11 protein-coding genes and 1 pseudogene are annotated in these 12,983 nt (G+C 54.8%); 8 read left to right on the plus strand and 4 right to left on the minus strand.

What is annotated here, in order from left to right:
- Nucleotides 1-307 precede the first annotated feature (307 nt).
- Both GSQ86_RS09165 and GSQ86_RS09170 read right to left on the minus strand, forming a co-directional pair.
- Nucleotides 308-1,465, minus strand: a complete 1,158-nt coding sequence (locus GSQ86_RS09165; protein ID WP_158749647.1) for a DUF362 domain-containing protein — start codon at nucleotides 1,463-1,465, stop codon at nucleotides 308-310.
- 175 nt (nucleotides 1,466-1,640) lie between these two features.
- Nucleotides 1,641-2,981 carry an enolase C-terminal domain-like protein gene (locus tag GSQ86_RS09170; protein ID WP_158749648.1) on the minus strand — a complete coding sequence of 447 codons (1,341 nt, stop codon included), beginning with the start codon at nucleotides 2,979-2,981 and terminating at the stop codon, nucleotides 1,641-1,643.
- Nucleotides 2,982-3,710: 729 nt separating this feature from the next.
- Between GSQ86_RS09170 and GSQ86_RS09175 the strand changes: the two genes are divergently transcribed.
- From GSQ86_RS09175 to GSQ86_RS09190, 4 genes are read left to right on the plus strand one after another with little or no spacing between them, the layout of a single operon-like run.
- Complete coding sequence (locus tag GSQ86_RS09175) at nucleotides 3,711-4,229, plus strand: transglutaminase family protein (RefSeq protein ID WP_256366827.1); 519 nt, start codon at nucleotides 3,711-3,713, stop codon at nucleotides 4,227-4,229.
- A gap of 51 nt (nucleotides 4,230-4,280) precedes the next feature.
- Complete coding sequence (locus GSQ86_RS09180) at nucleotides 4,281-7,505, plus strand: transglutaminase family protein (RefSeq protein ID WP_158749649.1); 3,225 nt, start codon at nucleotides 4,281-4,283, stop codon at nucleotides 7,503-7,505.
- Nucleotides 7,502-9,997 (plus strand): circularly permuted type 2 ATP-grasp protein, encoded by a 2,496-nt coding sequence (locus GSQ86_RS09185; protein WP_158749650.1) that lies wholly within the window; start codon nucleotides 7,502-7,504, stop codon nucleotides 9,995-9,997. The genes GSQ86_RS09180 and GSQ86_RS09185 overlap by 4 nt, the downstream gene beginning before the upstream one ends.
- A 1-nt stretch (nucleotide 9,998) precedes the next feature.
- Entirely contained in the window at nucleotides 9,999-10,874 is an 876-nt protein-coding gene (locus GSQ86_RS09190; RefSeq protein WP_158749651.1) for a transglutaminase family protein, read from the plus strand.
- A 590-nt stretch (nucleotides 10,875-11,464) separates the two neighbouring features.
- On the opposite strand, the gene GSQ86_RS09195 is transcribed toward GSQ86_RS09190, so the two are convergent.
- Nucleotides 11,465-11,725, minus strand: a complete 261-nt coding sequence (locus GSQ86_RS09195) for a hypothetical protein (RefSeq protein ID WP_158749652.1) — start codon at nucleotides 11,723-11,725, stop codon at nucleotides 11,465-11,467.
- A 169-nt stretch (nucleotides 11,726-11,894) separates the two neighbouring features.
- Between GSQ86_RS09195 and GSQ86_RS23860 the strand changes: the two genes are divergently transcribed.
- On the plus strand, nucleotides 11,895-11,990 hold the full coding sequence (locus GSQ86_RS23860) for a hypothetical protein (RefSeq protein ID WP_371720540.1): 96 nt from the start codon (nucleotides 11,895-11,897) through the stop codon (nucleotides 11,988-11,990).
- Nucleotides 11,965-12,153, plus strand: a complete 189-nt coding sequence (locus tag GSQ86_RS23020; protein WP_216841081.1) for a hypothetical protein — start codon at nucleotides 11,965-11,967, stop codon at nucleotides 12,151-12,153. Before GSQ86_RS23860 ends, GSQ86_RS23020 begins: the two co-directional genes overlap by 26 nt.
- Before the next feature lie 13 nt (nucleotides 12,154-12,166).
- Here GSQ86_RS23020 and GSQ86_RS23025 read toward each other — a convergent pair whose 3' ends face one another.
- Nucleotides 12,167-12,391, minus strand: a complete 225-nt coding sequence (locus GSQ86_RS23025) for a type I restriction-modification system subunit M N-terminal domain-containing protein (RefSeq protein WP_216841082.1) — start codon at nucleotides 12,389-12,391, stop codon at nucleotides 12,167-12,169.
- A 130-nt stretch (nucleotides 12,392-12,521) separates the two neighbouring features.
- On the opposite strand from GSQ86_RS23025, the pseudogene GSQ86_RS09210 reads away from it, so the two are divergent.
- Nucleotides 12,522-12,848: pseudogene (locus GSQ86_RS09210) on the plus strand (relaxase domain-containing protein); the annotation flags it as partial.
- A 17-nt stretch (nucleotides 12,849-12,865) separates the two neighbouring features.
- Nucleotides 12,866-12,983 (plus strand): helix-turn-helix domain-containing protein (locus tag GSQ86_RS23865; protein ID WP_371720542.1); only part of this gene is annotated, 118 nt, incomplete at its 3' end.

Genomic DNA, 12,983 nt, shown 5'->3' on the forward strand with positions numbered 1-12,983 from the left:
TGTTATGTATTTTAATTACAATGATTTAACGACCAATAATCCCAAACGTATTCGCGTTGAATTGGTTGATCAGATCGTAAAATACAGGGCGAAATGACCCAGACTTTCGGAATGACGGCCTGGCTTGTGCCGTAATTGCGGTCGAATGCCCTACCCATGCGAATTCGCGGTCTTTTAGAATCAGACTGGATTCTGGAATATGCAGTCAAAGACCTGATCACAGCCATCCACACATCCAAGTCATCAATGGAGCGTGCCGCACGCGCGAGTAAGCAAGCGCTCCCAACCCGCTTCACACCGGGTGCGATTATGAGTTCAATTCGCTCAGCTTCTTACCAACGGCCCCGGGGCCGAAATTGATATGAGCGTCCTTAATCGAAAGTCCGACTACTTCGATACGCTTCAGGACCCGTGTTCCGATCCCGGCTTCTTCCGCGAGACGCAGCGAGTTGTCGCCTCGGATGAACGGAGAAGTGCCGCGCTCCGCATACGGATCGTAGCCCATCACTGCCATCCCGACAGCATCCACGCAGACGGCGTTGCGGCCGGCAATGATCACGCCCGGTGTCATCTTTTCCAGGCCAGGAAGCCACGGACCTTCCCCTCCCCGCACTGTCTCGACGCCATCCACGATCGCGATATCAATTGGCCGGATACCGTTCTGATCAACCAGAACGCGGGGGACCCGATAGCCCGGATCGCGCTGCGAATCAGGATGCAACTCGGCATCTACTCCTGCGGGCACGGACGTCGTTCCGTCGTGCAGCACAGCTCCGCGCTCTTTCGTCGGCCGTTCGTTCCCGTTAGGTCCGCAATCCCCGCCATAGAGCGAGCAGGGCGTGTTGCCGAAGTTGTTCTTCATCGTCATGGTCACGCCTGCAACCCAATGGTTCTTCAGCTTCGCCATCGAAGCATACACGTCGCACTGATAGAACGCCGGGTTCAGGTGATATGCGGGATAGGCGTACCCGCCCCAGGGCACCTTCATGCGCACATATTGCTTGTAGTTGCCCAGGTTTTGCACGTTTTCCCAAACCACCGGTATGCCCATATTGTTAATCGCGTTTATGTCCAGGCCATAGCGTGCCCACAGCGAGAGATCCTGATCGGCCGGGAAAAAGCTTTCAATCATGCGAACCCGCCGCGCACCCGCCCTGGCAAACAGATGCACTGTCGCCGCCACTGATTGTGGATTCGTTCGATAAGGAAGGTCGGTCGTCAGTGGAAAGTTCTTCGGATTCCCTGTGAGATTTAGCTTGAGCGCAACCGTCTTTCCACGCACCAACTTCTCGATGCCGCCGATCTGATCGAACGCGCTCGATAGTTGCTGCCCATATTGCGCGTAATCGCGGCAGCGCACGATTGCAACCCGGCTCGCCGGAGCCTCGGCCTTCATCAGCTTCGGCATGCAGAGTGCCGCAAGCGTCGCAGCACCCGTGGTGGTCAACATTTCTCGTCTGTTCATGTCTTCCGGCTCCGCGACTTCATGCTACTCGGATATGATCGGTTGCGCGTGCCTTATTTGATATCCAGACAATCATTTTATAAGTTGCCCGCCACAGCACCGCTCGCCAGAGCTTTCGCCCCAGAGCGCATCCTCAGTCAATACACTCAGCAGGTAGACTCTGAATCCGCGAATCCTACTGTTTGATCACTGTTCCATCCCGCCTACGGATCTCGCCCCAGCCGCCATTTAAATGGTTTGGACTGTCAATAAACGGGTATTTCGCCGCCAGCTTCTCGTCGATCTCGATTCCCCACCCCGGCTTCTCATTCACCCAGAAATAGCCGTCCTTCATCACGGGACACCCTTTGAATATCTCCTGTGTTACCGCATTGAAGGGCGTGTACTCCTGGATGCCAAAGTTATAGCTGACGATATCAAGTGTTATGTTCGCCATGTGACCTACCGGCGAAACATCTCCTGGTCCATGCCATGCTGTCTTCACGCCATACTGCTCGGCCAGAATCGCGATCTTTCGCGCGGGTGAAAATCCGCCCGCTTGCGACACATGCACTCGAATGTAATCGATCAGCCTCTGCTCGATCAGCGGTTGCCATTCATGAGGATTATTGAAAAGCTCGCCCATTGCAATCGGGGTGGAGCATTGCGAGCGGATTTGGTGGAAATATTCATTATCCTCCGGAGAAAGCGGGTCCTCCAGAAAGAACATCCGGAACTTTTCCGCCTCTTTGCAGAACTGTACCGCCTGGTTTGGAGTCAGTCGCTCATGCATATCATGCAGTAGCTCGACCTCGTCTCCCAATTCCGTTCTGCAGACTTCCAGCAGCTTTAGCGCGCGCCGCATCTGATAAGCCGGTTCGAACAATGGTTTGTCGTGTAGTGCCTTCAGTGGCGGAGCCTCTCCGTGGGCTGAGCCATAGCCCGCCATCCCGGGCAGTCCAACTTGCACACGGACATTGCGGAAGCCCTGTGCCATAAACTTTTTTGCCGCACTCACCACATCTGCGAATTCCGGGCCGTCCGCGTGGGCGTAACAATCCACGGCCTCGCGGCACTTGCCTCCCGCCAACTGGTACACCGGCATTCCCGCCTGTCGTCCTTTGATATCCCAAAGCGCCTGGTCGACCCCGCTTAACGCGTTATTGAGCACTGGTCCATTTTTCCAGTAAGAGCTGTCATAACAGCTCTGCCAGATGTCCTCGATTCGGTCCGTCGTCTTGCCTAACAGAAACGGCTTCAAATACCGCTCTACTGCCGGCTTCACCAGGTCGGCCCGCTGCGTAAATGTCGCGCAGCCATAGCCATATAGCCCGTCCTGATCAGTCGTGATCTTCACCACCGTTAGCCGCGCGCCAGCCGGTGCGCACTCAATGACGCTGATATCTTTGATACGTGGTGTGGGCATGGCTCGTGTAGCCTGTGCCAACTGCTCCTGTGCGCGAACGACAGGCGCTGCGAGGCCGAGCAAACCAACGCCTCCAATAGACTTCAATAGATCACGGCGACGCATCGACATAATTGAGAGCCTCTTCAAACTGGACTTTGAATACGTGCAAAGAATATCCGAGATGCTCGCCTTTTTGATCCGCGCAAGTGAAAGTGTAGTGTAGCCACCCCAGATGTGTTCTTTTTTCGTAAGGTATTAAATAAGAGCGAAGTAGCTTCGCCTCTACAGGTGCGAAGGTTTATCTTTAAGACGCGCTTGGTAGCCACCGGTTTCCTGTTTCAATAAGTCACTGGCTTCTATAAATTTACCGCGGCGATAATACAGGAATTCCAAACAAAGCTCGCACTGCATTCGATCTATGTCTTGAGACGAATGCCCAAAGAGATAGAGGATGTGTCCGCGATGCTGAACTTCGCCGCTGATCACTCTCTTAGCAAAGCGCTCCATCTAAGTACGACGGCAACCCGGAAACACTATGCCGAGACACCGGTTGATTTGCATGATCATCGCTGAGGGAGGCGAAGCGCTTTCAACTCTCAAGGTTCAATGGTTCGCGACGTTTTGCTACTGAGCACGCTTTCCAATCCCAGGCGTTTCTAGAATGTTTAGTTCTAAACCGTTTCGAGCGTATGTTCGAGGCTTGAACAGCAGTGGTGGCTATTCAAGCCTAGATTTTTCGTAAATGCACGGCGAAAATCGGACTGCAGGTCACAGTCGCTTCCACCCGTATTCGCAGCGCATGCATTAAACTATGAAATCTCACATAATTCGACTTAGAGATTAGGACCAGCGTCTAGGATTCACGAAAAGGTGATCTTTAACTACAACGCCGCACGGCCAACCAAGACGGCGATGGACGTCTTCACTGAACGCGTGGGCGTGTGCCGAGATTTTCAACATCTTGCGATAGCGCTTTCCCGATGCCAGAATATCCCCGCTCGCTACGTGACAGGTTACATCGGCGACATCCGAAGGCCCAGTTCCGGCGCAGGCGACTTCAGCGCCTGGTATCAAGTCTTCCTTGATGGACAATGGATTAGTCTGGATGCTCGCCACAATTATCCGCGGCTGGGAAGAGTTTTGATGGCCACGGGTAGAGACGCGGCCGACGTAGCCATTACAACCAGCTTTGGCGCAACTCACCTGACTTATTTTTATGTTGACTCCTGGGAAGTAGATGGGGAGGGAAACAGAGTTCCACTTCCCGAAGATCTCAATGCAGTCGCAGTCCCAATTAGCCAAAGCGAATCCAACACGCCAACTCAGACTAACGCCAGCCAAGCCAGTCCGATCCAGACGCAAGCCGCAACCACCTAAGGCAGCACGACTCGAACAAGACGACTGACCGAAGAACCGGACGAGGGTGAAATGGGAACCAAAGTAGCAGTGCACCACGAATCTCGGTACCGCTATGAGCAGCCAGTGTCGCTGGGGCCGCAGACGATTCGGCTGCGCCCTGCCCCTCACTGTCGCACGCCCATTCTCAGCTACTCATTGGAAATAAAGCCGACCGACAGCACTCGCTCGTGGCAGTTTGATCCGTTGACGAATCATGTAGCTCGGGTTGTCTTTCCGAGCAAGACATCGGAATTCTCTGTCACTGTGGATATGGTTGCGGACCTGATTCCGGTGAATCCCTTCGCCTTTCTTCTAGACCCTGACGCCGAGATGGTGCCATTCACTTATAAACCTGAGGTAGCGAGGGATCTAGAGCCATTTCTGTCCGTCGAGCCTGCCGGACCGCAGCTCAGCGCGTTCGTCGAAAGCGTTCGTGGCCCACAGCCGACCATAGCTTTCCTGCTTGGCCTGAACGACCGAATACGCAATCAGGTCGCATACACGAGCCGGCTGGAGCATGGGGTTCAAAGTTGCGAACAGACACTGTTGATGCGTACGGGTTCTTGTCGAGACTCAAGCTGGCTACTCGTACAGGTATGCCGCCGACTGGGATTCGCCGCCCGCTTTGTCTCCGGATATCTCATTCAGCTAGGGGATGATGAGGGGCTCACTGCGGAAGATGAGCGCAAGACCGATTCGGCCGAACTTCATGCCTGGGCTGAGGTCTATCTGCCGGGAGCGGGATGGGTTGGGATGGATCCGACGTCGGGCCTGTTAACGACAGAGGGACACATTCCGCTCGCCTGCGGCACAACTCCCGGCGATGCTGCGCCTATCAGCGGTACTGTTGAACCTGCCGCCGTCGAGTTTCATTACGGGATGAAAATTCGCAGGTTGGATGAGACACCAAGCCTGGCCTCGCCCTTCAGCGAACACGATTGGAACAAGATACGAGGGTTGGCACATGACATCGACCGTGACCTGGAAGCACAGGACGTGCGGCTTACCATTGGTGGCGAGCCAACATTTGTCGGCCTCGATGAGCCGGAGAGCGCCCAATGGCATCATGAGGCGCTGGGTCCGCAAAAGCGTAGCGCAGGCTTGACACTGATCCGTTCCATCCGGCAACGTACAGCGCCGGGTGGAGTACTTCATTTTGGCCAAGGCAAATGGTATCCGGGCGAGCAGATGCCACGTTGGGCATTTCACTGCATCTCGCGCAAGGACGGTGTCCCGGTGTGGGAGAACGTCGATCTCTTCGCTTTGGAAAGCAAAAACGATGCCCACGGTAACACCCAAGCGTACGCATTTTTGCAGGCGCTGAGTCGGCGTCTCGGGGCTGAGCCAGAAAATATTTTGCCGGCAATGGAGCCTCTTAGTGAGCAGGAAGAAGCGACTGGATTCATACTTCCATTGCGACGCCGTCAGCTTGGGGACTCGCGCATCTGGTCGAGTCAGCTATGGTTTCCGAGGCCGGAGAAGTTTACTTTGTCTGTTGGCGACTCGCCGATCGGCTACCGGATACCTTTGGAAATGATGCCGTGGGTGGCACCAGATACTCTCTCCTACGAGATCGATGAGGACGGGAAGGTAAAACTACCCTCAGCCGTAACGAGACGACCGGAGATGTTCGGTCAGGATCCTGGGCCTGACCCACTGCCGGCGATTTCAGAGGATGCGGCATCAGCGCAGGAACTGATTCGTCCATCGCTCTGTGTCCAGGCGCGTGAGGGTCGCCTGCACGTTTTTCTGCCGTATGTCTCGGTACTCGCAGACTATCTTGACCTGGTGGCGGCCGTGGAAGAGACGAGCCAGCATCTTCAAACGCCGATCTGGATCGAAGGCTATTCAGCGCCGTCGGATCCGAGGATGCAAGTGTTCAGCCTGACACCTGATCCGGGCGTGCTAGAGGTCAATATGCCTCCCACGAGGGAATGGGATGAACTGGAAACGTATAGCGAAATGCTCGCAGAGGAAACGCGGAAGGTTGGGCTGATTGAAGCTAAGTTTGGCTACGACGGTACTCATCGATCCACCGGCGGAGGCAGCCACATCACGTTAGGCGGCCCGAGCCTTGCGGATAGTCCCATACTGCGCCGCCCAGACGTGCTCCGCAGCCTGCTCTCCTTTTGGCAGAACCATCCGTCCCTTTCCTACCTGTTTGCAGGCCTGTACGTGGGTCCTACAAGCCAATACCCTCGTGTCGATGAAGCAAGGGTCGATGCGCTATACGAGCTCGAGGTAGCGTTTAGCCATCTTCCCCTTACCGAATGTCCGCCGGACGTTGTAGACGGTCTATTCCGTAATCTTCTCGTGGACGTGACCGGCAATAGTCATCGGGCCGAGTTCTGCATTGATAAGCTTTACCCGCCCGCAGGTCAAGGTCTACGGCTGGGATTGCTGGAGCTGCGCGCCTTTGAAATGCCTCCGCACTATCGGATGGGACTTCTTCAGACACTACTCGTGCGCGCACTGTTTGCGCTTTTCTGGAAAGAACCTTTTACAGGCAGTCTGCTGCGTTGGGGGACTGCTCTCCATGACCGATTTATGTTGCCACATTTTGTTGAGCGCGATTTTATTGACGTACTCGATACCCTTCGCAGCAATGGGTATCCGTTCGTTGACAAGTGGTTCGCGTCACACCTGGAGTTCCGTTTTCCGAAGCTGGGCGAGATCGAAGTCGATGGCATGCGACTCGAACTGCGGCAGGCGCTGGAGCCGTGGAATGTGCTGGCAGAGGAAACTACCTCCAGTGGAACTGGCAGAAACGTGGATTCTTCGCTCGAAAGGATACAGGTGAAAGTGACGGGACTCACCGTGGCGTCTCGTTACGCCGTCTCGTGCAATGGGCGAAGAGTGCCTCTCCATCCTCTGGAAACACAAGATGAGGCGCTTGCGGGCATTCGGTATCGTGCGCGCAGATTGTCCGCCGCGCTGCACCCGACGATTCCGGTTCACGCTCCTTTAATATTTGACCTAATCGATACTTGGAAAGAACGCTCCGTGGGCCGATGCAGTTACTATGTAAGCGAGCCTGACGGGGCCCGTCATCTCACTCGCCCTGCTAATGCAGCCGAGGCCAGCGAGCGGCGTTCGCGCCGCTTCGTCATCACAGCTCCGCCAAAGTACGTCATGGTGACTCCACAATTGGAAAATAACCTGATCTTCCCAATGACGCTGGACCTCCGCTGGCCCGCGCCTGTGGATGAGTTTCGTGCCGCTGGCCAGAGTTCCGCAGACGTGAGGAATCCATGATTGGTGATCTTTACCAGTCGCCACTGCGTTATGGCGTGGCCTACGAGGAGTCATCCGTGGATGGCATCACGCCCCGCCCACATTGGGCGGGGCTGATGGATTCCCTTCGATCGATCGGACCTGCTGAGTTGGCTTTCCGCTGGACTCAAGCGGAGCAGCGGATCCGTGAGAACGGAATCACCTACAACATGTATGGCGATCCACTGGGTGCTCACCGGCCGTGGAAGATAGATCTGGTCCCGCTGTTGATTTCCGACGCGGAGTGGCGGCTCATCGAAGCTGGTATTATTCAGCGGGCCCAACTCCTCAGCCTCATTCTCGAAGACATTTATCATTCGCAAAACTTGCTAAAGGATGGCCTTCTTCCTGCCGCTCTGCTTTATGCCAACCCCGCATTTCTCCGTCCACTTGTTGGTGTTAGAGTTCCCAGCGAGAGTTATCTGCACATGTTGGCCGTCGATCTCGCGCGATCTCCTGATGGGAAATGGTGGGTGTTGGCCAATCGCACACAGGCCCCTTCCGGGAGTGGCTACGCGTTGGAAAATCGTCTGATCGTGTCCGAGCTTCTCCCTGAATTATTTCGCAACTCCAATGTACAACGGCTCGCACCGTTCTTCCGCGCACAACGCGAAGCGCTGGCGCAACTCTCCGGACGAAACAACCCTCGGATCGTTCTGCTGACGCCTGGCCCCCACAACGAGACTTATTTCGAGCATTCCTATCTTGCAAAATACCTTGGTTTTACGCTTGTGGAAGGAGCAGACCTCACGGTTCGAGACCGGTCTGTCTTCATAAAGACTGTCGGCGGCCTTGAACAGGTCGATGTCATCTTGCGTCGGGTGGACGATGACTTCTGTGATCCGCTCGAATTGCGTGGTGATTCGCTGCTAGGAGTTTCCGGTCTTGTCGAAGCTGTGGTCGCCGGCAATGTCAAGGTGGCGAATGCGCTCGGCAGCGGCGTAGTCGAATCGGCCGCCATCATGCCGTTCCTTCCTGGCCTTGCGAGACGCCTACTCGGTGACGAACTTAAACTGCCGTCGGTCGCGACCTGGTGGTGCGGGCAAGAGAGCGCTATGAACTGGGTCGTCGATAATTTGCAATCAGTTGTCGTAAAACCGGCATTCTCTTCGGTCGGGATGGAGCCCGTTTTCGGTTCAGAACTGACGGAAGCGGACTACAAGAAATTTCTAGTGCGCCTGCGCAGCAGCCCACATGAATACGTCGCGCAAGAACAGGTCCAACTCTCGACTGCGCCCGTATGGGAGAACGAAGCCCTGCAGTCTCGAAGCGTCGTGTTGCGTACCTATGTCATGAACACTGGGCACGGTTGGGTAGCATTTCCAGGAGGACTGGTGCGCGTCGCCGAAGACCGCGGTTCAATAGTGTCTATGCAGCGGGGAGGCCACAGCAAAGATGCCTGGGTGCTTTCCGACGGGCCAGTCGATACCTTCAGCATGCTGCCCCCTCGCAACGAACTCGTGCAGTTGCGTCGCGCGTCGCTGGTAGTGCCCAGCAGCGTGGCCGATAACACATTCTGGCTGGGCCGCTACGTGGAGCGCGCTGAAAACCAAGCACGAATCATTCGCTCACTTATCCCGAGGGTTCAGCTTGCAGATGATTCAGAGTTGGAGAGTCTTACTTGTATCGCTGCTTGTCTCGGAACCCGCTCTGCTCGACTTGCTGAAGGAAAGCGCGGGCGGACGAGCTTCAACGCGCTACGAAGAGAGCTGCTCGCCTTATTAACCGATCAAAAACGAACCGACAGCTTGGCCGCAACGCTGGCTGAAGTATCGCGAATCGGCGACAGTGTGCGCGAACGTCTCTCTGGAGACATGATGTCGTTGCTGGGCCAACTACGCAGCTCGGTCCAAGCCCATAAAGGTACATTCCTGACGAGCTATTCGGCGATGCTTACAAAGTGCCTTGAGCTTCTTTCAGCGTTTTCCGGAATGGAGCGGGAAAATATCAATCGCGGTTCTGGCTGGCTCTTTCTGAGTCTTGGTCGCCGCCTTGAGCGCGCGATTTACCTGACACACGAGCTACGCCACGTGACCAAGCCTTTGGCCGTCGAAAACTGGGCTTATCTCGAGCGGTTGTTGGAGGTAGCCGACAGTACCGTAACTTACCGCACACGTTATTACACAAACCTGCAGCCGCTCGCCGTGCTTGACGTCCTCATGGCGGATGAGCATAACCCTCGCTCGCTGGGCTTTCAACTGGATCATCTCGCCGAACTTTACGCGAAGCTGCCGCGAAATCTGCCAACCGATCTGCAGGCCATTGAGGATGCCGTCGTCTCATTGAGACAAATTGATCTACAGGCGATGACACAACGTATCAACAAGGCAGGCTCTCACCTTTCCGACGGTTACGAGGAAGTGGATCTGTTTCTGGCCCGGCTGGAGAATCTCCTGCCCTCCTGGTCGAACAATCTTTCTAGCCACTATTTCAGTCACGCACGTACTTTGCCGATCACAATGGGGAGTGACTGAAATGGTCTACAACGTTAGCCATCGGACCACCTTTCGTTACTCGGCGCCAGTTTCAGTCGGCGACCACGTGGCATACCTAAAGCCTCGATCTTTCTCGAAGAATAGACTGGTAAAGAACACGATAAGCATTCATCCTACGCCGTCGATTTTGACCGAGCGGGTAGACTACTTTGGTAACATCCGTTCCTTTTTTGCCATAGAGGAGCCGCATAAAGAGCTCATCGTCGAGGCAAAGAGTGAAGTCGAGATCGATAAGCAGTCCCTACCGCCGGCAAGTTTTTCGTCTCCATGGGAAATGTCCGCCAGACCCCTTGCAGAGAATCATAGTGAGGAAAGTCTGGCCGCATATCAGTTCCGGTTTGCATCGCCGCGTGTGCGTCCCAATCAGGAATTCGCAGCATACGCGCTCGTATCCTTCACGCCTGGACGCCCCATGAGAGAAGCATTGATAGAACTGACCGCGCGAATCTATAGAGACTTCCGCTTCGACTCTAAAGTGACGAACGTCCGGACTCCACCCGAGGAAGTCTTTAGAAAGCGTCACGGCGTCTGTCAGGATTTTGCGCAGGTGGAGATTGCTTGTCTGCGCTCAATCAATGTGGCAGCTCGTTATGTGAGCGGCTATCTGCGCACCTATCCGCCACCCGGCAAACCACGCATGGTTGGCGCAGACGCATCCCATGCCTGGATCTCTGCCTATAGTTTGGATGAAGGTTGGCTTGATATGGACCCTACCAACAATGTCGCTCCAACGGATGGCCATGTCACGCTGGCCTGGGGCAGGGATTACGGCGACGTTAGTCCTCTGCGTGGTCTTATTTCGGGAGGAGGCCAACACTCTCTCAATGTGGAAGTTGATATCGAACCTCTTTCATGATTGACCTAAGTTGTGGCCCTAAACGTCCAACATTCTGTCCGGCACTGACGGACCAGCATCTTTTCGTTGTGGACCGATCATCCTTCCCGTCTAGATTTCGGATAGCCAAGCCGGCTTATCGGACGCGACCGGAAATGTGTAGATTTTCTGCGAAATCTTCGTGGCCTTTATAACTATTTCGCACATCTCCGATCCTTTGATCTTCATCTATGTTGACACCGGTTAGCGCGGGCCGAAGTGATAAGTCATGGATAAACCGCCGGATTTCAAGATCGAATACGCTCTTACACAGTCAGTCCCCTACGAGTGTGCAGACCTAGGCAAGAAGGGAACTCATGCTTCCAAAGGAATTTTGCATACCGGGCGCGTGGTATGGCTTCGCGACGACGCGGCAGAAGGCGATTCTCAGCAACAAGTTTCAGTTTATGCGGATGGAATAGGAATGGTCTCACTGGAGCGTCGCTTTATAAGGCGCATAAAGTAAAGTGATCAGGGATTGATTGCTTTGGGAAGCGCGACTGGCCAAATCCTTTGTGTTCAAGTCATCTTTCATTTTATGGGATATCTGTTCGGTATCAAAGAGCCAAACATCAAGCACGAAACTTCGGATCGCCCGAATCGCCAGCTTCACCGTCGACCCACCTAAGCCATTTCTCAATCTCAGCAGGCATCGCAGGCCGCGCTGAGATGCTCGCTGTCTTTGCCGGCCACTGTATGCCGCTCTTCGCAAATCGATAGTGCTCGGTCACGACCGACACTTGCGACGTCGAAGTCACCTTTTCAAGTTTGCTAACGCCACGAACGTTGACGGTTAGCCAGTCGCCAGGCTTCACATCGCTAAGAATTCCCATCCATTAATTCTATGGCTGCGGCAATTCCTTATGCGTTAAACCATGCAGGGAAAACAACCCTATTGGCCAGACAATCTGATCAAGCGCTACATCCGGCCTGTGGCACGAAAGGCCGGCATTTCACAAACGGATTGGTTGGCACACCTTCCGCCATACCTTCGGAACTTTTCTGAAGGCAAATGGAGAAGATGTAAAGACCGTTCAGGAGCTTTTGCAGCACGCTACCAGTAGGATCACACTTGAGGTTTATCGACCAGCTCAATGACTTCGCGGAGGTTGTAGCCAGACTGGAACTTGTTTTTGAGTTCGCCGAAGATCTCACCAATCTTGTACTCGATGGTGTCGGGACGGTCTGCCCGCTGTTTGAAGCCCTTCAGGTAGGGAAAGAGTTTTTGGTCAACGAAGTCGCGGAGGTCGTCGCCGATTAGGGCGCTGTTGTGGTCAAGAGTACCGCTTGCATTGAGGGGCGTGGCCCATGAATGCCAGCGGTAGGGTTTTTCCAGTAGAAACGTGCAATTCGGCGATCTGTGCGCGATCCTGTTCGAGGGCGTCAAGGTATTTGAGGAAAAGCAGCCACGAGGTCTGCTCAATATAATCAAGTTCAGACGACACACCGGCATCTTTGCGGAGGATATCGTCGATCTTCTTAAAAGCCTGTTCGAACATTCTGGGATACCTTTTCTGCGGGTCTCCCTACAGGATAAGCGACTGATGGCAAAGGATGGACTCAGAGCGATTGTCTCGGCAGCGCCGAGACAATTCCCCAGACCTGATGGGCGTCATCATTTCAGTATAGGTGTCACTAGGAAAAGACAATGCCGAGTGGCACGGTCGGGGAGCGAAGTTGCTCGGACTGAATGGCACGATCACGCATGAGCAGTTCGAAGCCGTTCGTGAGGGGCTCCACCCCGAGACAGGTGAGTTCCTTCGTCCGCGCCATAGCGCGGATCGAATTGCTACTGATGGCGAAGTCGAAAGCAAGGCGCGGTCGCTTTATGACTTTACGTTTTCGGCTCCAAAGTCTGTCTCAGTCCAAGCTCTCGTCGGGGGCGATGACAGGCTGCTGGAAGCACATCGTCACGCCGTGAACGTGGCGTTGCAAGAAGCGGAGCGCTACGCGGGGACAAGGGTATCCTTCGCATTCACCCCAATACCCTTCAACGCCTTGCACGGTGCGGTCGTGTCACCGGCTACCGCGTCGGGAAGCTGTGGCGGTTTCACGCCTCCGACCTGGAAGGCCGCCACGATAGCTTCTCTT

The sequence above is a fragment of the Acidobacterium sp. S8 genome, assembly GCF_009765985.1.
Taxonomy (GTDB): domain Bacteria; phylum Acidobacteriota; class Terriglobia; order Terriglobales; family Acidobacteriaceae; genus Alloacidobacterium.